Origin of the sequence: Ruania halotolerans (genome assembly GCF_021049285.1) — a bacterium.
Taxonomy (GTDB): domain Bacteria; phylum Actinomycetota; class Actinomycetes; order Actinomycetales; family Beutenbergiaceae; genus Ruania; species Ruania halotolerans.
This window is the reverse complement of record NZ_CP088017.1, coordinates 873621-894040: the sequence shown is the minus strand read 5'-3', so window position 1 is coordinate 894040 and position 20420 is coordinate 873621. Positions and strand designations below refer to the sequence as shown.

Annotated in this window: 18 protein-coding genes; 12 read left to right on the top strand and 6 right to left on the bottom strand. The window is 66.9% G+C overall.

The window, feature by feature from the left end; all coding sequences use genetic code 11:
- The first annotated feature begins 1 nt into the window (after position 1).
- Complete coding sequence (locus LQF10_RS03885; protein WP_231066187.1) at positions 2 to 1039, top strand: glycosyltransferase; 1038 nt, start codon at positions 2 to 4, stop codon at positions 1037 to 1039.
- Between the two features lie 220 nt (positions 1040 to 1259).
- On the opposite strand, the gene LQF10_RS03880 is transcribed toward LQF10_RS03885, so the two are convergent.
- Entirely contained in the window at positions 1260 to 2447 is a 1188-nt protein-coding gene (locus LQF10_RS03880) for a glycosyltransferase family 4 protein (RefSeq protein WP_231066186.1), read from the bottom strand.
- A 456-nt stretch (positions 2448 to 2903) separates the two neighbouring features.
- Here LQF10_RS03880 and LQF10_RS03875 point away from each other — a divergent pair, with 456 nt between their 5' ends.
- From LQF10_RS03875 to LQF10_RS03865, 3 genes are read left to right on the top strand one after another with little or no spacing between them, the layout of a single operon-like run.
- Positions 2904 to 4481: a tyrosine-protein kinase domain-containing protein gene (locus LQF10_RS03875; protein ID WP_231066185.1), complete on the top strand. Its 1578-nt coding sequence runs from the start codon at positions 2904 to 2906 to the stop codon at positions 4479 to 4481.
- Positions 4482 to 4518: 37 nt separating this feature from the next.
- Positions 4519 to 5097: an arsenate reductase/protein-tyrosine-phosphatase family protein gene (locus tag LQF10_RS03870; RefSeq protein WP_231066184.1), complete on the top strand. Its 579-nt coding sequence runs from the start codon at positions 4519 to 4521 to the stop codon at positions 5095 to 5097.
- Between the two features lie 6 nt (positions 5098 to 5103).
- A complete protein-coding gene (locus tag LQF10_RS03865; RefSeq protein WP_231066183.1) occupies positions 5104 to 6159 on the top strand; it encodes an LCP family protein in 1056 nt (351 codons plus the stop codon).
- A gap of 4 nt (positions 6160 to 6163) precedes the next feature.
- Here LQF10_RS03865 and LQF10_RS03860 read toward each other — a convergent pair whose 3' ends face one another.
- Entirely contained in the window at positions 6164 to 7138 is a 975-nt protein-coding gene (locus LQF10_RS03860) for a hypothetical protein (RefSeq protein WP_231066182.1), read from the bottom strand.
- 96 nt (positions 7139 to 7234) lie between these two features.
- Here LQF10_RS03860 and LQF10_RS03855 point away from each other — a divergent pair, with 96 nt between their 5' ends.
- Both LQF10_RS03855 and LQF10_RS03850 read left to right on the top strand, forming a co-directional pair.
- Positions 7235 to 8884 (top strand): DNA repair helicase XPB, encoded by a 1650-nt coding sequence (locus tag LQF10_RS03855; protein ID WP_231066181.1) that lies wholly within the window; start codon positions 7235 to 7237, stop codon positions 8882 to 8884.
- 362 nt (positions 8885 to 9246) lie between these two features.
- On the top strand, positions 9247 to 10389 hold the full coding sequence (locus LQF10_RS03850; RefSeq protein ID WP_231066180.1) for an ice-binding family protein: 1143 nt from the start codon (positions 9247 to 9249) through the stop codon (positions 10387 to 10389).
- Between the two features lie 98 nt (positions 10390 to 10487).
- On the opposite strand, the gene LQF10_RS03845 is transcribed toward LQF10_RS03850, so the two are convergent.
- Entirely contained in the window at positions 10488 to 11102 is a 615-nt protein-coding gene (locus tag LQF10_RS03845) for a TetR/AcrR family transcriptional regulator (protein ID WP_231066179.1), read from the bottom strand.
- Entirely contained in the window at positions 11071 to 11787 is a 717-nt protein-coding gene (locus LQF10_RS03840; protein WP_231066178.1) for a YqeB family protein, read from the bottom strand. Before LQF10_RS03840 ends, LQF10_RS03845 begins: the two co-directional genes overlap by 32 nt.
- 49 nt (positions 11788 to 11836) lie before the next feature.
- Between LQF10_RS03840 and LQF10_RS03835 the strand changes: the two genes are divergently transcribed.
- Positions 11837 to 12766, top strand: coding sequence for an SDR family oxidoreductase (locus tag LQF10_RS03835; RefSeq protein ID WP_231066177.1), 930 nt, complete (start codon positions 11837 to 11839; stop codon positions 12764 to 12766).
- Positions 12767 to 12810: 44 nt separating this feature from the next.
- Here the strand turns inward: LQF10_RS03835 and LQF10_RS03830 are convergent, their stop codons facing one another.
- Positions 12811 to 13827: a helix-turn-helix transcriptional regulator gene (locus LQF10_RS03830; RefSeq protein WP_231066176.1), complete on the bottom strand. Its 1017-nt coding sequence runs from the start codon at positions 13825 to 13827 to the stop codon at positions 12811 to 12813.
- A gap of 91 nt (positions 13828 to 13918) precedes the next feature.
- Between LQF10_RS03830 and LQF10_RS03825 the strand changes: the two genes are divergently transcribed.
- Positions 13919 to 14512 (top strand): VOC family protein, encoded by a 594-nt coding sequence (locus LQF10_RS03825; protein ID WP_231066175.1) that lies wholly within the window; start codon positions 13919 to 13921, stop codon positions 14510 to 14512.
- A 70-nt stretch (positions 14513 to 14582) separates the two neighbouring features.
- Entirely contained in the window at positions 14583 to 15728 is a 1146-nt protein-coding gene (locus LQF10_RS03820) for a dienelactone hydrolase family protein (RefSeq protein ID WP_231066174.1), read from the top strand.
- Between the two features lie 53 nt (positions 15729 to 15781).
- On the opposite strand, the gene LQF10_RS03815 is transcribed toward LQF10_RS03820, so the two are convergent.
- Entirely contained in the window at positions 15782 to 16519 is a 738-nt protein-coding gene (locus LQF10_RS03815) for a type 1 glutamine amidotransferase (protein WP_231066173.1), read from the bottom strand.
- Between the two features lie 149 nt (positions 16520 to 16668).
- Here LQF10_RS03815 and LQF10_RS03810 point away from each other — a divergent pair, with 149 nt between their 5' ends.
- The 3 genes from LQF10_RS03810 to LQF10_RS03800 all read left to right on the top strand — a co-directional run bounded on the left by LQF10_RS03810 (position 16669) and on the right by LQF10_RS03800 (position 20240).
- Entirely contained in the window at positions 16669 to 18726 is a 2058-nt protein-coding gene (locus LQF10_RS03810; RefSeq protein WP_231067239.1) for a TPM domain-containing protein, read from the top strand.
- Positions 18727 to 18814: 88 nt separating this feature from the next.
- Entirely contained in the window at positions 18815 to 19552 is a 738-nt protein-coding gene (locus tag LQF10_RS03805) for a PspA/IM30 family protein (protein ID WP_231066172.1), read from the top strand.
- Positions 19553 to 19667: 115 nt separating this feature from the next.
- Positions 19668 to 20240, top strand: coding sequence for an NYN domain-containing protein (locus LQF10_RS03800; protein ID WP_231066171.1), 573 nt, complete (start codon positions 19668 to 19670; stop codon positions 20238 to 20240).
- The last annotated feature ends 180 nt before the right edge of the window (positions 20241 to 20420 follow it).

The following is a 20420-nucleotide window of genomic DNA, read 5'->3' as shown; positions in this document are numbered from 1 at the left end:
AATGGCGAGCGACGCAAAATCCGTCCGCATTGTCGGGCCACAGGCCTCGGCACACACCGCGCTGTGGGTCGGAGAGTTCCGTCGGCGTGGCTGGGACGTGCGCACAGTCGGGCTCAGTACGGCCGCAAGCGCGGTCTCTCACCGACGTCTCATACCGCTAGTGATTGCGGAGGGGCTGCGCAAGCGCCCCACGATCTCCATCGTGCACTCCCTCGGCACCCACGGGCTGCTAGGTGCGCTGCTTCGCCGTGCACCCCGTACCATCGTGGTCCCATGGGGCAGCGAGGTCGCGGCAGCGACCCGTTCCACCATCAGGCACCGCGCGGCCTCTCTCATACTTCGACGGGCGGACTTGGTGCTGACGACGTCACGCGCGATGGCTACGACGATCGCGCGAAGTTGGCCGGATGTCGATGTCACCACCGAGGTCCGCTCGTGGGGTGTGGCGGAGACCGCACTAACTGAGCCTGCCGAGGGCGTCGGGACGGCCATCCGTGCCCGCCTTGGGCTGTCGGACCATCACCTGATCGTCCTCGCGCCACGCGGTCTGGGCGCTGTCTACCGTCATGAGGAAATCCGCCGTGCGTTCACCGCTGCCCATGCCAGAAGGAGGCATCTCCGCCTCGTCGAGATCGATACCACGGCTGAGAGTTGCAACCGAATCGTTCTGCACCGCACGGACGCCACGCTCACGCTGCCACGTCAATCGCACGATGACTTGATCGATCTGTTCGCAGCGGCCGACGCCGTCGTGTCGGTGCCGCGCGCCGATCAGCGGTCGACGACGGTTGTCGAGGCCATCGCGTCGGGAGCGCCGGTGCTGCTCGGTGACCTACCCGTCTACCGCGAGCTCGCCGCCGACGGCGCAAGCGTCACACTCCTCGCGGAGCCGCTGGTGGAGTCGCTCACCGCTGCCCTGACGACACCGGGCATAGTCGGCGTACCCGTCGACACCAACCGGGAGTGGGCGCGAGTGGTGGAGGGCCGGCGCTCGCTGTTCGACCAGATCGAACGGCTATGCATGGGTGTCAGCCCGTGAAAATCGTCGTCATTCAATACGCTGCCTCCTAACCCATGGCACCTCAACTGCGGATTAGTCCGGAAACGCAGCCAGTTCGTCGACGTTCGACCCCCTGCAAGCCTCGAATGACTCGATCAACGGGCTCCTTGCAGCACGAGGCATATCCTCACTTTCCGCCCATTCACGCCACGACTTCCCCTGCGCCGCCTTCTCCACTCCAGCCAACTCCGACCAGCGATCAACCGGGCCCGGAGCCCGAAGAGCCCACAACACCTGAAATTACTTCATGCAACTTGCGCCGAGAATTTGCGCGAGAATAATGTTCGTCGAGAATCTGTCGACCGACCTCCAGTCGCCGACTCCTCTCATCATCGTCCATGTTCCTAGCACGCGAAACAGTTTCGGTGAGCGAATCGGCCGGACCCAAGATGACTGACTTGTCATCAGGAAATACGAGACGCAATCCGCTGTCACAGTTGCTCACTGCCAGAATGCCGGCGGCAACGTAATCGAATAGCTTGTTTGGGCTCGCACCTTTCTCCAGTACCGACATTGGCGCGAGAGAGTGGATTCCGACATCGAATGCCGCCAGGACCTCCATGAGAGAATCCTTGGGGACGCCGTCCCAGAATTCGACGTTCATGAGCTTCTGTTCTTCTGCCTGGGCGATGGTCACTGCTTTCGCCGGGCCGTTGCCCATGAGAATAAAATTGATGTCAGGAAGCGCGCCTGCTGCTTCTAGGATCAAGTCGAGCCCATTCGCTGAACCATGGGCACCGGCAAATACCGCTGAGAAGCCGGTGAGACCGAGATGTTCGCGCATCGTCGAACGATTGTAGCCGCTCGATTCCCATGGGTCGGCGCCGTTCGGCACCACGGCTACGCGTGATTCCTCAATGCCGAGCGATGCGAAATGGTCCCGCCACCCGGGGGTCACCGCAACGACGCGATCTGCCGCATTGAGTACGAATTTCTCAAGCTCAGCGAAGGCCCGATGAACTCGGCCACCTCGACGGAGCACCCCGGCCGCGACCATGGATTCTGGCCAGAGATCTCGCACCTCAACGATGAGCGGAACGCGTCGAAGACGTGCGATGGCTAGGCCGGCCAAGGGCGCAAAAAGGTGCGGGCTCGAGGCGTACACAAGGTGAAGTGGTCGGCGGCGAAAGCTGCGAAAAAACACCCGCAGCGAATACACCAGCCAAGACACCAGGCGCCGAGCAGGCGTACCTGCCTGGGCAGGAACGGGGATGAGGTCAAACCTGCCATCAGTCGTGGCGAACCGGTCCTGACTGTAGTGGTTGCGGTTGCCTGCCATGATATACGCCGACCAACCGTCAAGTTGATCAAAGAGCTCAGCGTGCCGAGTTCCTCCTCCCTGGTCGAGCGGCAAGGCAAACTGGTTAAGTACAAGGACATATCTCATACCAGCTGAACTCCTACGACGATTCGTCCAGAAAAAGCGCATCGAGTCACCGTTGCGCATTGGCCTGTTCGGGCGACTAGTCTGAAATCTGAACGATCTTGAACGCTGGCATTGGCGGCACCAAGCGCACGCGGGACTGTGTCGCCGGCCCCTCGCAGGGATCTCATCTGTGGTCTACCTGGACAGCGCCGACGACCTCTGCCGCCGATTCGAAGCCTCTTACTCCCACCAACACGAACGGCTACGCCTGCCACGGCGCGTGACGCGCTCGAGAGGGGCGGAGCAACGTCCACTGGACCAGTTCTGGAAGCGTGGATTGGTGGTGCCAAGTTCGCGTCGAACCGAACCCACGGCGTCTGAGAGCGGCGACAGATCACGTCCATCCTGGCTCTGGGCATATCGAGCGCCTCCTCGACGTGACATGACTTCCGGTGGACTGACCAATCCTGTGCCAGTATGTCAATAGTTCTCACCGATCTAGGAGCCTCCGTGGAGTTGCGGGACTATGCGTCGATCATCCGCAAGCGATGGATCACGATCGTCGCGGTCACGTTGAGCGTGCTGGCGATCAGCGCAGTCGTTACTCTCGCCACCGCCCCCACTTATACGGCCCGCACGAGTCTGTTCTTCGCCGTCGGGGGCAGCGGTTCGGTCGCTGACCTCGCCCAGGGGTCTACCTACACACAACGCCAGGTGGAGTCCTACGCCGAGGTCGCCACTGCACCGTACGTGCTCGAGCAGGTCATTGAAGACCTCGACCTGAACACTGGTGTCGGCGCGCTCGCGCAACAGATCCGCGTCACGGTTCCCATCAACACCGTCATCATCGAGATCGCTGTCGATGACGCGGAGCCCCAACAGGCCGCCGATATCGCCAACGCAGTCGGAGCAGGTCTCGGTGCCGCCGTCACGGAGCTGTCACCTGACGGCGATGAGGGGGAAAGCGTCCGGGCAACCACGATCTCGGCCGCCGCCGCCCCGGAGAGCCCCTCCTCCCCCAACACTCCGCGCAACCTCGCCCTGGGCTTGGTGCTCGGCCTGCTCGGTGGAATCGGCCTCGCGCTCCTGCTCGAGGTTCTGAACACCAAGGTGCGCACTGAGTCGGACATCAGTCGCGTCACCGATGCGTCCGTGGTGGCCACGATCGCATATGACGACGACGCCTCGGCGCACCCGCTCACGGTCCAGGTGGATCCCCGTTCACCTCGTGCAGAGGCGTATCGCCGGCTCCGGACGAACCTGCAGTTCCTCGACCTGGCAGACCGCTCCCATTCCATTGTGGTCACCTCCTCGATGCCGCAGGAGGGAAAGACGACGACGTCGATCAACCTGGCGATCACCTTGGCCGAGGCGGGCGCCCGGGTACTGCTGGTCGACGCGGATCTGCGCCGCCCCCAGATCGCGAAGTACATGCAGATCGAAGGCAGCGTGGGCCTGACCACCTTGCTGATCGGCCGAGCCACGCTCGCGGACGTGGTTCAACCATGGGGAAATACCAACCTGCACGTACTCGCCTCAGGGAAGATCCCGCCAAACCCGAGCGAGCTGCTGGGCTCGCACACCATGGAACAGTTCATGCAGGCAGCGACCGAGCAGTACGACGTCGTCCTGTTCGACTCCCCGCCCCTGCTCCCCGTCACCGACGGCGCCATCCTTGCGGGCAATGCCGGTGGCGCGCTTCTCGTGGTGGGCAGTGACGTGGTGCACCAGGCGCAGCTGGCCGACTCCCTGGAAACCCTCGAGTCGGTCGACGGACGAGTGCTTGGCCTGGTGTTGAACAAGGTGCGGCGCAAACACGCCAACGGGTACACCAGCTACCACTACCACTCCACCTACGCCGCTCACCCCGAAGAGGGAGCACCTCAGGCGCGCCGGGGCAAGGGAAAGCGGGCGGCCCGGCGACCGAGCGAGCGCAAGCCGGAGCACGCCGTCGAGCCAACCGGTGATCCCGAGCCGATTCGAGCACGGAGAACGTCCGAGGAGCCGTCGGCAACTCCGCCCCGGCGTGCTTCGGCCGGACGCCAGCGCACGTGACGCCCATGGACGGCTCCTCGAAAGTTGACGAGCGATTATGAGCACTCCTGCGTTCCCTCCGTACCGGATCCTCGCCGTATGCACGGGCAACGTGTGCCGGTCCCCCGCAGCAGAACGACTACTCACCGTCCACCTCGATAGCAGCGTCGAGGTCACCAGCGCCGGCACTCACGCACTCGTTGGCGAGCCGATCTCACCTCCGATGGACATCCTGCTGGCCGAAGCGGGCGCAGACGCCGAGCGGTTCAGCGCCCGGCAGCTCAGCGAATCAACCGTGCGGGGGGCCGATCTGATCCTCGCCCTCACCCGCGAGCATCGCGCCGCTGTGGTCGACCTGTGGCCCGGCGCCGTCCGGCGTACGTTCACACTCACCGAGTTCGCTCGGGCACTGGAGGCGATCGATGCCTCGGCGCTACCGGAGCGAGGAAGTGCAGCGGAACGACTGACGGCTGCCTCACCCCTCGCAGGAGCCCTGCGCGGGCAGCGCCCTCCGAGTTCACCGACCGAGGACGACATCGTGGATCCCTACCGCCGCGAGCGCGCGATTTACCAGCGATCCTTCGATCAGATTCACCGAGCCGTCACAGCCATCGCAGATGCCGTCCGTGAGTCATAATCAGCCATGAGCTCCCGCACCCGGCCCAGGGCCCGCCGGTCCCGGACCAAACTCGCGCTGGTGATCGCGCTCTCGCTCATCGCCCTCCTCGTGGTCACCGCCGTCGCTGGCGCCTTCTACCTTCAGCACCGGATCGACAGCCGGATCGAACGCTTCGACGACCCGTTCGCGAGCCTCGGTGATGACCGGCCCACCACAGCCCCGGCCACAGAGGGCACCGAGACCCACGAGCCGCCGGTGAACATCCTGTTCCTGGGTTCGGACAGCCGCATCTCCGCAGGCGACCCATCGCAGTGGGAATACGGAGCGCAGCGCACCGATGCGATCATGGTCGCCTCGATCAGCGGTGATCGCGAATCTGTCACCGTGATGTCCCTCCCCCGCGACTCCTGGGTCCCCATCCCCTCGCATGGGGACAACAAGCTCAACGCCGCCTTCTCCTTTGGCGGGCCGAGCCTGATGGTCGGCACCATCGAACAACTGACCGGCATCCGGATCGACCACGTCGCGATCTCCGACTTCGAGTCCTTCCAAGAGCTCACCGATGAGCTCGGTGGCGTGGAGATCACACTGACCCAGCCCCTGGAGGCCGGCGGCACCACACTGGAGGCGGGTACTCACCTGCTGGATGGCGAGCAGGCCCTGGCCTACACCAGGCAGCGCTACGGGCTCTCCGGAGGCGACTTCTCCCGGATGCAGCGGCAACAGAACTGGATGCGAGGCATGCTCGCCGCCGCCTTCAACCGCGACGTACTCACCGATCCGGTCGCGCTGACCGACCTCCTCACCGTGGCAGCGGAGAACATGGCCGTCGATGAAGGCTTCGGCGTCAGCGAGATGCGGGACCTCGCACTCTCGATGCGGGACCTGCGCCCTGGAAATGTCACCTTCATCAGTGCCCCGGTGGAGGGCACCGGGTGGAGCCCTGATGGGACCCAATCGATCGTGAACCTCGACCACACGGCCCTCGAGGAGGTGTCCCAGGCATTCGTGGAAGATCGGATCGCCGAGTACGTCGAGGAGCACCCCGATATCGTCCGATTGGGCGCCTCGGTGGAATAGCGGCTTACCAGGTGGCGCCGGCGTCGTCAGAGACCAGCACGTCATCGGCCGCCCACAGCCACGCAACGTCACCGCTGAGGGCCACTGCGACGTCTCCAGCAGCGACCTCGCCGACCTCAGCACACCCGGCCGGGGAATCATCCAGGCCGGCACCCTCGGGACCCACCGACCGGATCGCGACACCCTCACAGTCAGGGTCGATCGACGCCAGCAGGTAACCCTGGAAGTCCGCAGCACCGTCCAGTTGCGGCGCTATCGCCACAGCGCCGGGCAGGTTCCCCACCGAGGACCACGAGTCACCCGCATCGCCGGTCTCCAGCACGTCACCGTCCGTACACACCACTGCCGCTGCCGATCCGCTCAGTCCGGCGAGGTCCACCACGTCACCTGAGCACGGCTCCGCCGCATCAGCGGGCCCATGCACCACGTTGCGGTCCCCGGGCTCGAGGTACCAGGAGCCGCCAAGCTCCTCGTTCGATTCCTCCCAGTCGGCTCCCGCAGAGGCAGTGATCCTTAAGCTCGCGGCACACTCCGCTGCCCCACCGATCGCGAACATCGTGTTCTCATCGAGCGCCTTCACGCGGACAATGGGAGTCAGCCCGGCATCAACGAACTCCCACGTGTCTCCGCCATCACCAGTGACCTCGAGGGCGCTCAGGTCGTCACAGTCGCCCACCATCGCACGCCACGCACGCTCGGAGGAGGCAGCGGTCAGCAGGCGCGTTGTGGGTACGGGCTCGATCGGTTCTTCCGGCGCATCCGTCTCATCCTGCGTCGGTTCGGCGGTACGTGGGTCCTCGCTCGGCTCATCCTCAGTCGCTACGGAGTCAGGACTCGCGGAGGGCGGTGGCGTGTAGGCAGGACCGGTACTTGACGGGGCCTGGACCGGCCGCAGAGCAAGAACCACCAGGACGATCGTGACCACAAGCAGGGCGCCGAGGCCGAGCGCGGTGACGCGATTGTCCTTGATCCAGCGCATGGGGGGCGATTCTAGCCAGGTCGAGAGTGCGAGCTCTGGCGGCAGTGTCCGTCTTGCACGTTTCGACTGCTCCAGACCGGGTGGGACAATGATCGGATGCCCGACGGCCCCCTCATCGTCCAGTCCGACAAGTCCCTGCTGCTCGAAGTTGACCACGAGCAGGCCGGCGCGTGCCGGCGCGCCATCGCCCCGTTCGCCGAGCTGGAACGCGCCCCGGAGCACATTCACACCTACCGGCTCACTCCGCTCGGCCTGTGGAACGCCCGCGCCGCGGGGCACGACGCCGAGCAAGTGGTGAACACCCTCATCCAGTACTCGCGCTACCCGGTGCCCCACGCCCTGCTCGTGGACATTGCAGAGACGATGTCTCGCTACGGACGCCTGCAGTTGATCGCCCACCCCACACATGGCCTCGTCTTGCACGCCCTCGACGTGCCGGTCCTCACCGAGGTGCTGCGCTCCAAGCGCACCGCCGGCCTGGTGGGCGAACGCCTCGACGAGAGCACCGTCGTGGTGCACGCCAGCGAACGCGGCCACCTCAAGCAGGTGCTGGTCAAGCTCGGCTGGCCGGCCGAGGACCTCGCCGGGTACGTCGACGGCGAGAAGCACGCCATCTCGCTGGAGACCGGCGACTGGTCACTGCGGCCCTACCAACAGGAAGCGGTGGAAACCTTCTGGCATGGCGGCAGCGGCGTCGTCGTGCTTCCCTGCGGGGCGGGCAAGACTCTGGTGGGCGCCGGCGCGATGGCCCAGTCCGGCACCACCACGTTGATCCTGGTGACCAACACCGTCAGCGCCCGGCAGTGGCGGGATGAGCTGGTGCGCCGCACCTCCCTGACGGCGGAAGAGATCGGCGAGTACTCCGGCGCTCGGAAGGAGATCCGACCGGTCACGATCGCCACCTACCAGGTACTCACCACGAAGCGGAAGGGCGCCTACCCGCACCTGGATCTGCTGGATGCGCGGGACTGGGGCCTCATCGTCTATGACGAGGTGCATCTGCTGCCGGCACCGATCTTCCGGATGACGGCGGACCTGCAGGCCCGCCGTCGCCTGGGCCTGACCGCCACGCTGGTACGTGAGGACGGCCGCGAGGACGAGGTGTTCTCCCTCATCGGGCCGAAGCGGTATGACGCCCCGTGGAAGGACATCGAGGCCCAGGGCTACATCGCCCCTGCGGATTGCACTGAAGTGCGCCTGGACCTTCCGCACTCCGACCGGATGGCCTACGCCATGGCCGAACCCGAGGACAGGTATCGGCTCGCGGCCACAGCATCCGGAAAGACGGCCGTGGTGCGCGAACTGCTGAAGAAGCATGCGGGTGAGCAAACCCTGATCATCGGTCAGTACCTGGACCAACTCACCGAGCTCAGCGAAGCACTCGAGGCGCCGGTGATCACCGGCGCCACCACGGTCCCGGAGCGGCAGCGACTGTTCGAGGCCTTCCGCACCGGTGAACTGCACACCCTGGTGGTGAGCAAGGTGGCGAACTTCTCGATCGACCTGCCCGAGGCGGCGGTGGCGATCCAGATATCCGGTTCGTTCGGCTCCCGCCAGGAGGAGGCGCAGCGACTCGGCCGGGTGATGCGCCCCAAGGCCGACGGGCGCACCGCGCATTTCTACGCGATCGTCACCCGGGACACGGTGGACCAGGACTTCGCCGCCCACCGGCAACGGTTCCTCGCCGAGCAGGGATACGCCTACACCATCGTGGACGCCGTGGATCTGACCTCGGGCGCCGCCTGACCACGGGTGAGCACTTTCCGGCACCGACGCCTCACGCGCCCATCGACTCCCTCTCGAGCCCTGGGTGAGATGAAGCCGACCACGCCGACAGTCGCTCTTCCATGAATGAAAGTGGCACCACTACCCCTGTGACCTGGGCCTTTATCACACACCAGGCGCAATATCCAGCGACGGCGTATCGTGGTGAATATCCGAGGGGTCGGCCTAATCGCTGCTGATCAATTCCCGGAGAATTACTCGCTTCGGGGCGTCATTTCTGACGCCCTTCCCAGAAGCGTGCCACTCCACGAATGGAAGGCAGCACGATGGGACTTCACCCGTCTACGCGCGGAATCGCAGGACGTCTCGCACATCATCGCACCATGGTCATCGGTATCCTCGCGGTCATTTCCGCGCTCGTGCTGGCGAGCATCGCTCTGACTCCGCTACCCGCCTCGGCCGCCACGCCGGCTGTGGGAGTCGGCACCGCCCAGAGCTATTCAGTACTCGGCGGCCAGACGGTGACCAATACCGGCCCGACCACGCTGGGTGCTGATCTTGGCGTCAGTCCGGGCACTGCAATCACGGGATTTCCGCCCGGCACGCTTGGCGGAACAGTGCACGCCGGTGATGCGCCCGCCGCCCAAGCCCAGTCGGACTTGGTGATCGCGTACGACGACGCAGCGGGCCGCGCCCCCACGGCCTCGGTCAGCGGGGACCTCGTCGGGCAGACACTCACCGACGGCGTCTACAACTCCAGCGGTCCCCTGGAACTCAGTGGGACGCTGACGCTGGACGCTCAAGGTGACCCGAACTCGGTCTTCATTTTCCAGGTCGCTTCCACATTAATCACCGCAACGTCCAGCGATGTTGCACTGATTAATGGCGCCCAGGCGTGCAACGTGTTCTGGCAGGTGGGTAGCTCAGCGACGCTGGGTACCGGCTCAACCTTCATCGGAACAATCATGGCGTTGACATCGATCTCCGTCACCACCGGAACGGTCGTTGAGGGCCGGGCACTGGCTCGCAACGGTCAGGTCTCCCTGGACACCAACGTGTTCACCACGCCTGGCTGTGACACAGATCCGACAGAGACTCCCACCGAAGAGCCGAGCGAGAGCCCCACGGGCGAACCGACCGGCACACCGACCGAACCCCCCACCGACGGCCCGACGGACACGCCGACCGACGGACCAACGGGCACCCCCACGGGCGACTCGACCGTGGACACGACGGGTGCCTCGAACGGTGACACGACCGACGACGTGACCGGCGACATGACCGGTGACACGACCGGTGACGCAACGGACGGCCCAGATGACGGCGGAGCGGATTCGTCGGCAGACGGTGGGCCCGATGCTCGGGCGGCCGGCGAGGCGGATGGGTCCGATGCGAGCCAGGGCGCGGATTCGGAGCTGTCCCAGACGGGGCTCGGTCCGTGGGCCAGCGCGCTACTCGGTGTCAGCGGGCTGCTCCTTCTCGTCGGCCTGGCGGCCCTCGTGCACCGCAGGCGCATGCTGCAGTAGCCACCCCGGGCCCGGCGCTCACGCGATCATCCGTGACCGGGTTGCCGCAGGCTGACCGGATCAACAGTCATGAGTCGAGTGCGGCAGCCTGGACGATGTCAGGTCCCACGCACACTCGTCGGTCCGGTCAGCACGGCCCGCACCGCCTCCCGTAGCACCGGACCTTCACGCTGTGCGGTGAACGCGGGGGCGGTGGCGATCTGTTCGAGGAAGCCGTCCAGCAACAGCCGTAGCCAGGAGGCCAGCCGGTCGGCGGACAGATCGGTGCGCACCTGACCAGACTGCTGCGCACGGACGATGCACTCCACCAGGATCCCCCGCTGTGCCTGCTCCTCGGCTTCGAGTGCGGCAGCAATCGCGGGTTCGGACATCACCGTGGCCACAGCGCGCACGAAACCCGCCACCCGCGGATCCTCGGCATCGGTGATCGCCTGCTCGACAACGAGATCCAACGCGACCACGGGATCGTCCTGCTCGTTGAGGCGCGTGCGCAGATCCTCCGCCTCGGTGGTGCCGAGACGCAGAATCGCCACGAGCAACTCAGCCTTGGTGGGGAAGTAGTGGAAGAACGTCCCCGATCCGATTCGAGCTTCGCGGCAGATCGCCGCCGTGGTGGCGCGCTCATATCCTCGGGCAGCGATGACAGTGATGGCGGCGTCGATGATCTGCAGCCGCCGCGCCTCATGACGTTGCGGGTCGACTGTCCGTGCCATGGTCCGACTCTCCCGCTCGACGAACCTCCACGCTGTCCTGGCACCAACGGACCACAAGGTTCGATTCGCGCAGCGCCTCTTCGGCCTCCATGCGGTCGGTGTTCTTGCGCCGCTTCTCCCGCCACTGCCTGATGAGGCGGTGCTCGGCCGTGGTGAAGCCGGGCTTGCCGTCCGCCCACCGCTGATAGTCGGCCTCGAACGGGTCCTGATCACGCCAGGGGTAGCCGTGCTCGCGCAGCGCGCTCTGGACTGCCTCGCGATTCAGCCCGTCAGCATTGAGTCGCGCCCGCATCCGCCCGGATGCATCGAGCACGACGACGTTGCTCCCCTCGGGGTAAACCGTTGCCACATCGGTGCGGTCGATCCACCCATCCTGGTCCTCCTGGCGATACTCGAGGCGATCGCTCGCCACACTCAGGCGCAGACTCTCGTGCACGATAGTGGACGCGAGAAAGGCCGCTCCGATCGCCCCGAGCGCCACACCGATCGGGATCGACCACGACCACGGCAGCCCGGCGATCACCTGCAGCACACCGGGCGACGGGAGCGGTGACCTGTCGAGTAGGTCGACCAGCCATGCGGCGAGGGCCGGACCGCCGAACCCGAGTCCAACCCCAGGGACCAGGACCGCGATCCCGAACCCGATCGGGATGATTCGAGGCTGCCGTAGCTGCGTAGCGTCCATGCGGGCAATACTAGAGTACGTACTCCATTATTGCGGCAATCTCGCACCGATGTCCTGGGCGGACCTGATGCGCTTGTGGACTTATCGTGTCCGCAACGGGGCCGAGGATGGCTGCTATCAGCAGCAGAACACATTCGCGAAGGGGCCCATGAACATGCGCATTCTCATCACCGGAGCAACCGGCCAGGTCGGGCGGCACCTCGTCTCTCAGCTCCATCAGGAGGGGCACGATGTCCGTGCGCTCACCCGTCACCCTTCCGCTGCCCGGTTCCCGTCCGGCGTGGAGGTGGTCGAAGGCGACCTCACCGACGCCACCACGCTCGACCGTGCGTTCGACGGGGTCGATGCGGTTCACCTGATCACCTTCGGAGGCGACGACTTCGAGGACCTGTCCAACGGTTCAGACATCGTCGGCCACGCTGAACACCATGGCGTCCGGCGAGCCACGGTGCTCGGTGGCTGGTCGCGCACCAGCATCGAACGGGCTCTCGCGGCCAGCGCTCTCACCTGGACCGTTCTGCATCCCGTGGAGTTCATGGCCAATGCGCTCGACTGGGCGCAGGAAGCCCGGACGCGCCGCACCGTCTCGATGCTGGCGACCTATCCGAGTGCCATGGTCCACGAGGCCGATATCGCCAGCGTCGCCGCGCGCGCCCTCACCGAGGAAGGGCACGGCGGTCGCACCTACCCACTCACCGGACCAGAGGCACTCACGCCACAGGAACGCGTCCGGGTCCTCGCCGAGGCGACCGGCACCGACCTCACGTTCGTCCCCCTCACCGAAGCTCAGGAGCGCGAACGGTTGCGCGGCTATGGGTACGACGCCGACTACGTGGAGTTCGGAATCCAGTTGGCAACGAACCCGCCCGATTCCAGTGGCGTCGTGCTACCGACGGTCGAGGATGTCACCGGACGCCCCGCCCGAACCTTCGCCCTGTGGGCCCAGGAACACGCCGATCGGTTCCGCGCCATGCCCTGATCCGTCACGGCCGGTCTCCGCGGACGGGAGCGTCCTCGACCACGCTACGGTGCAGGATGCCCGGTCGCTCCGCGCGAATGGCTGGAGGGCGCGCTTGCGAGCCCGTCGGTGGCAGCGGTGAGCCTGCGCCCCCATTCCTTCATGTGCTCGACGGCTTCTGATGGGCCGTGGACCACGAACGGTGCGCCCGACGCTGCCAGGCAGAAGGCGGCCCAATCCAAGGACTCGGCGGCGATACTGACCCGGCACGAGTGATCATCGATGGGCTCAACGCTCCCGTAGTGCGCAATCTCTGCCTGCACCCTCGCGGCTGCGCCGAACACGGTCGCGCGGACGCGATACCGGGCGGGCACAGATCCGATCTGTGCGCGTACGTAGACCACCGGATCGTCATCAGGCAGGCGACGAGGGGCGAACCGGTCGCCAGTGCGGCACGGCGTTGCGATGCGGTCGATCCTGAAGGTGCGCCAGTCGGCACGCCCAAGGTCCCAGGCCACGAGATACAGGCGGCTCTCGACGTTGACGATGCGGTGCGGCTGGGCCTCGCGCTGGGTGGAGACGTGTTCGCTGGAGGTGTAGGAGAAGGAGACGGTCTCGCTGTCGCGGCAGGCGAGCGCCACCGTCGTCAGCGCGGTGACATCGCTGATGGCAGCTCGCGAGGCTGCAAGGCCCGCGGGAAGCGCGACGGCGCGCAGGCTATCGATCCGGCCGCGGATGCGCACGGGAAGGACCTGCACGATCTTGGCCATGGCACTGACGGCCGCGTCCGCGGAAGCGGGGTGCGCGCCCGTCGCGATCTCCTGCAGGCCCATCACCGTTGCGGCGGCCTCATCTTCGCTCAGGACCAATGGTGGCAGGGAGGTGCCCGCACCGAGCTGGTACCCCCCGCCGGTCCCTGGGCTCGTGGTGATCGGATAGCCGATCTCCTGCAGGGTATGCACATCGCGGCGGAGGGTGCGCTGGCTGACTCCGAGCCGCCGCGCCAGCTCGTGGCCCGGCCAATGGCGCCGGACCTGCAGCAGCCCGAGGAGATCGAGAGCCCGGGCACTGGTGGAGGACATGCACTGACGCTACGCGAGCTTGCGGACATCGAGTGGCCACAAGAGGGGAGATGGTGGTGACGCATCGCAACCCATTGGAAGGAAAGACGACATGTCCGAGACCCCCACCGCTCCTCCCACCCCCGCCGGCTCCGCCACGGTCGACCCGTTCATCATGACCGACAACGCGGGTGACCTTGCCCGCTTTCTCGTCGACGTCTTCGATGCCACGGAGGTCCCAGACGCCCGGACCACGGACGCGGACGGGCTCGTGCTGCACTCCGAACTGGTGATCGGCAACTCGACCATCACCATCGCCGACCGCAAGCCTGACTGGCCATACACCCCGGCGTTCGTGCGCGTCTATGTGGAGGACCCAGCAGCCACATTGGAGCGCGCTGCGAAGCACGGGGCCCGAATCGTCACCGAACCCACCGACTTCTGGGGCGACGTGCTCTCTCGGTTCGCGGACCCCTTCGGTCATCTGTGGTGGGTCTACAAGCACGACCCGGCAGCGTCCGCCTGGACCGAGGCTGACCCCTCAGCGACTGGTGAGGAACACGACGGCGCGGGATGGGAGGGCACCACCTCAGCAGACGCCACCGATGACCAATCGTGGGAGTCGTTCACCACACCCGCGCTGGCCTACATCCACACCACGCTGATGGACGCGATGTCATCCCTCAAGGATCCCCGCTCACGTTGACCCCCTCGGTGCCGTTGCCCCTGCGGTCAACCCAGAGGGTCTAGGCTGCAGTGCCCATGGGAGGACTTCGATGACGTCAATCACCCCACCCGCCGACCTCGCCGGCGTTCCCGGCCTGCTGGATCTGGCCCGCTCCCGTGGGCCGCTGTTCGGCTCCGATGCACCCACTGGGCAGGAGATCCGGCGCCGCCTGATCGACACGCTCGGAGTCTGGATTGAGCCCGGGCAGCCACAGGTGACCGAGCTGGGTAGCTGGGAGCGGGACGGGGTGGCGGGCACCGAGCTGGAGTGGGATGTCGCAGTGGGCGCCCCCTCGCGCGGCTGGCTGTTACGACCGGCCGGCGAGGCGGGTCCGCTGCCCGCGGCTGTGATGATGCACTGCCACGGCGGGGTGAAGTACTACGGCAAGGAGAAGGTGGCGGACGGGCCGAAGCCGCCGCACGAGAGGGTCCGGCAGATCCGAGCGGGAGGCTACGGGTCGGTCGCGGTGGCGAATGAGCTGGCCCGCCGCGGCTACACAGTCCTCGCCCCGGATGCCTTCGGTTGGGGCAGCAGGCGAATCCCGGTGACGGCGATGCCCAGCCGGAGCACCGCCGTCACCCAGTTGCAGCTCGCCGAGGCTGAGCGGGCCGGTCGCAGGCTGACCGAGAGTGAGGTCTACGACGCGCACGCTGGCACCCATGAGGACGCCGTGGCCAAGCTGCTCGGCGTACTGGGCACCTCCTGGGGAGGAATGGTCGCCCGGGAGGACCTGATCGCCGTCGATCTCCTCACGCGGCGTGCGGACGTGCAGTCGGGCGGGGTGGCCGTGCTCGGGCTTTCCGGCGGCGGTGCGCGCGCCGCACTGGCCACCGCACTCAGTGATCAGGTCCGCGCCGCCGCCGTGCTGTGCATGATGACCACGCTCGAGCAGGCACTCGATGGCTACGTGCACAGCCACACCTGGATGATGATGAACCCGGGCATCGGTCGTGTGGCCGACTGGCCCGATATCGCAGCCGCCGCGGCCCCTCGGCCGCTCTTCGTGGGCTACGGCGAGCAGGACGCCCTGTTTCCTCTCGACGGGATGCGTGCCGCGCAGCAGACGATCGCCGCACGCTACGAGCGAGCCGGAGCGGCGCAGGCCTATCGCGGGGTGTTCGTGGACGAACCGCATGCGTTCGGCACTGATCTGCAGGCGCACGTGTGGGAGTTTCTCGACCAGACCATGCGCTGACGGCTCCCGGGGTGCGTTCGCGAAGCACCTCGCCGCGACCTAGACAGGCGCCGTCAGACGGTCACGCGCTGGCGCACCTGTGCGGCGAAGGCCGAGCCGAGCTCCCTGACGAGCACCGCGAGCCCCTCACCATGCTGGGCATACCCCGCCGTGAGCTCATCCGCGTCGAGACCCTCACCCACGGCCCACTGCCGCATGATGTCCTCGCTCGCCTCGGGATGGAACTGCAGGCCAAGAGCACTGCGCAGCCGGAACGCCTGGAACGGGTACTGCAGCGAGGATGCCAGCCAGGTGGCGCTCTTCGGCAGCACGGTCACGGCATCGCTGTGCATCGCCGGCACCGGGATATCCCGGCCCAGAGCGTCCATCACCGGCCCGAGCACCGGATCCTTCGCCGCATCGGGGCGCATCCGCACCTCGATCACCCCCCGCTCCGGCCCGCTCGGGGCAGCGACCTGCACCTGCCCGCCACCGGCGAGCGCAAGAAGCTGGGCGCCGAGGCAGATGCCCAGGGTCGGCACGTCCTGTTCGACGGCGCTGGCCAGCAGATCACGCACGCGCGCCAGCCATGGGTGCTCCTGGTCATCGATGGAGGCCATCGTGCCACCGAGCACGATCAGCGCATCCAGGTCCGCGACCTCCGGAAGGTCGTCCCCGAGGTCCGGGCGCACGATCTGCACCGGCAGGCCTGCAAGTGAGTCTCCAAGGAGCCCCGGCGGCACAGAATCCTGATGCTGCACCACGCTCACCTGCGGGCCGTCGGATGCGATGAAGGAAGAGGTCTCGGTCACGGCGTGCAAGATAGCCCCGCAACCTGGACTGCCGGAAATCCATGCGTGTGCTGGCTCACATCGCCGCCTCACATGCGCACGGTGACTCCTCCCCACGCGCGTTCGTTGCATCGCCGCCGACGAACAGCGAAGATCATGGAGTGAACCGCATGCTCCCGCGCCTGCTCGCTTGCCTCGGGCTGCTGGCCGCCCTTGGCCTCAGCACCACCCTGACGGCGTCCCCCGCCTTGGCCGAGGAGCCGTTCCGTGTGGAAGGTCACGTGGAGGACCGCACGAGTGAGGGCGTCCTCTCCGGGGGCGCGGCCGAGATCGAGGATGCCACCACGCGGCTCGCTGAGGAGACCGACCTGGACCTGTTCGTGGTGTTCATCGACTCCTTCGACGGGATGGACACCGCGGACTGGGCGGACGAAACCGCTGAACTCTCCGACCTGGGCGTGAACGACGCACTCTTCGCGGTGGCGGTGACCGACCGCGCGTACGCCTGGTCGGTGGCGGAGGCCTTCCCGCTCAGCGACTCCCAGTTGCAGTCGGTTGAGAGCGCGATGGAGGATTACCTCGCCGCGGACGACTGGACCGGCGCGGGAGTCACGGCTGCGGATGAAATGCGCGAGGAAGCGACCGGCGGCTCCGGTTCGATCATCTGGGTGCTGCTCGTAGTGGGCATCGTGGTGATCATCGCGATCGTCGTGGTGCGCTCCGTGGCGCGTTCCCGCCGGCGTGCGTCCGTCGGGGCGGGGCAGCAGGTGCGAACGGGCAGTGGTGCTACTCCTCCCCCACCGCCGGGCTCCCTCGAGGAGCAACTGGCTGGTCTTTCCCTCGAGGAGCTCGGCCAACGGGCCGGTTCCGCCCTGGTGGCCCTGGACGACTCCGTGCGCAGTTCCGAAGAAGAGCTCTCTTTCGCCGAGGCCCAGTTCGGTCTGCAGGCCATCCAGCAGTTCCGCACCACGGTGAACGAGGCGAAGGAGCAGCTCGCTGAGGCGTTCGGCGTACAGAACAGCATGGAACGCTCCGCCGGCACGAACGAGTCCGAGCGCCGCGCGGGGTTCACCCGGATCATCGCTCTGTGTGAGGCGGCGGACGCCTCGCTCGATGAGCAGGCTGAGGCGTTCGAGCGGCTGCGCAATATGCAGGAGCGGGCGCCGCAATCCTTGGACGAGATCGAGCAGCGCGCTCAGGAGATCAGCGACACCCTCCCCCCGGCCGAGCACGCGCTAAGTCAGCTCCGCGCGACCTACCCGGCGACGGCGCTGGAGTCCGTGGCCAAGGCACCGGAGCAGGCGCGCCATCTGCTGGCCGCCGCCAAGGAGGCGGTGCAGGCGGGCCGCGCCCGGCTCGCGGAGGAAGACCGGGCCGGTGCTGTTGCCTACGCGCGCACCGCCGAAGATGCTCTCGGCCAGGCGGTCGCACTGGTCGAGTCGGTACACCAGGGCAGCATCCAGTTGGCCGAGGCCCGCGCCCAGTTGAACCCCGCATTGGCCTCGATCCGCGCCGATCTGGTGGACGCCGACCGGCTCGCCGCCGGTGATGCGAAAGTGCAGGGTGTGCTGCCCCGGGCGAACGCCGCCATCGCGCAGGCCGAGGAAGCCCGCGAGACCGGTGACCCGATCGCCGCGCTCGCCGAGATCAGTGGTGCCGAGGATGCGCTCGACGAGGCCCTGGCCCCGCATCGGGAGCAGGCCGAGGTGCACCAGCGTGCCACGGCGAAGCTCCCGACGGGCCTGCAGCGGACCGAGGATCTGGTGCGCTCGGTGAACGCCTACATCGCCACTCACCGGGGCGCCGTCGGGGCTCAGGCACGCACCCGCCTGGCCGATGCCACGGGGTTACTCGCCCAGGCGCGTTCGGCGCAGACATCGGCACCGCAGCAGGCGATCGCACACCTCAACCAGGCCTGGGCGGCTGCTTCGCAAGCGCGCGACCAGGCACATGCCGATGTACGCCGGTGGGAGTCCGCCCAGATGGGCGGCCACGGGGGCGCTGGATTCGGCTACGGCGGGAGCGAGTACGGCCATCGCGGCACCTCCGGAATTGATATCGGATCCCTCATCCTCGGCGGGATCCTCGGGGGGACCATGGGTGGCGGCGGAGGCTTCGGCGGCGGGTTCGGCGGCGGCTTCGGGGGGAGCGGATCACGCGGCGGGCGGAGCTTCGGCGGAGGCTTCGGTGGCGGCGGCGGACGCCGAGGAGGTGGCGGCCGGTTCTGACACAGTCACCGGAGCATTCAGACGAGCACACGCACTTTGACCACTATCCATCAGATTGCAGTGACCAACCGAAGGGACGACCAGTCCAATGACGGAGAAGCAGACCATTCTCGGCCGTATCGCCCAGCTCACGCGGGCGAACATCAACTCGCTGATCGACCGCGCCGAGGATCCGCAGAAGATGCTGGATCAGCTCGTCCGCGACTACACGAACAACATCGCTGAGGCAGAGCAGGCGGTCGCGCAGACGATCGGAAACCTGCGCCTGGCCGAACAGGACTACAACGACGACGTTGCCTCCGTGCGCGAGTGGGGCAGCAAGGCACTGGCCGCCTCCCGCAAGGCGGACGAGCTGCGCCAGGCCGGAGACACCGCCGGTGCCGACCGGTACGACAACCTCGCCAAGGTGGCGCTGACCAAGCAGGTCGGCTTCGAGCGTGAGGTCAAGGAGGCCGAGCCGATCCTCGCCTCCCAGAACGACGTGGTGGAGAAGCTGAAGAACGGCCTCGCCATCATGAAGGACAAGCTGGGTGAGCTGAAGGTCAAGCGCGACCAGCTCGCCGCACGCGCCAAGTCCGCCGAGGCGCAGACCAAGGTGCACGAGGCTGTCTCCTCGATCAACGTGCTCGACCCCACCAGCGAGCTCTCCCGGTACGAGGAGCAGGTCCGCCGTCAGGAAGCCCTGGTGGCCGGGCGGGCGGAGATCGCCGCCAGCTCGCTGGACTCTCAGTTCGAGGAGCTGGAGACCTCTGGTGACGCGCTCGAGGTGGACGCCCGCCTCGCCGCGCTGAAGTCCGGTGGGTCTGCAGGCCAGATCGGCGGCTGACCTCGACCGCAGGCGGTAACGGGCCCGGACCACACGTGTGGTCCGGGCCCGCGTATTGGACCATCTCTCGCCCTCGATCCACCGTCCCGCTCTGTTGAACCTCTAAGGTGGGCCCATGTCGCAGACCCCCGAGGGCCCCCGCACCTACTTGCTGGTGGATGGCGAGAACATCGACGCCACCCTCGGGATGAGCGTATTGGGCCGCCGGCCGAACCCGGAGGAGCGACCGCGCTGGGATCGCATCACCGAGCACGCCCGCACCCGCTGGGGAAGTCCGGTGACGGCGCTGTTCTTCCTGAACGCGAGCTCGGGGCAGATGCCGATGAGTTTCGTGCAGGCGCTCCTCGCGATGGGCTACCACCCGATCCCGCTGGCCGGGGACGCCAGCGAGAAGGTGGTGGACATCGGTATCCAGCGCACCCTTGCCGAGCTGCGGAACCGCCCTGGGGACGTGCTGCTGGCCAGCCATGATGGCGACTTCCTCCCACAGATGGAGGGTCTGCTCGACGGCTCGCGCCGGGTGGGGCTGATTGCCTTCCGGGAGTTCGTGAACCACCAGTTCTCCGAACTGACCGAGCGCGGGCTGGAGATGGTGGACCTCGAAGACGACATCCATGCCTTCACCGTGCCGTTGCCGCGCGTGCGGATCATCCCGTTGGAGTCCTTCGACCCAGCGCACTACCTGTAGCCGCCGGTCCGCCCGCTCACGGGCCCGGGACTCCGGGTTCACCAACTCGGGCTTCACCAACTCGGGCTTCACCAACTCGGGCTTCACCAACTCGGGCTTCACCGGCTGGGCTTCACCGGCCGCCCAGGGGCCGAACATTCGACCCATTGTGCGGATCAACCCCGAGTTTCGGGCCCCTTC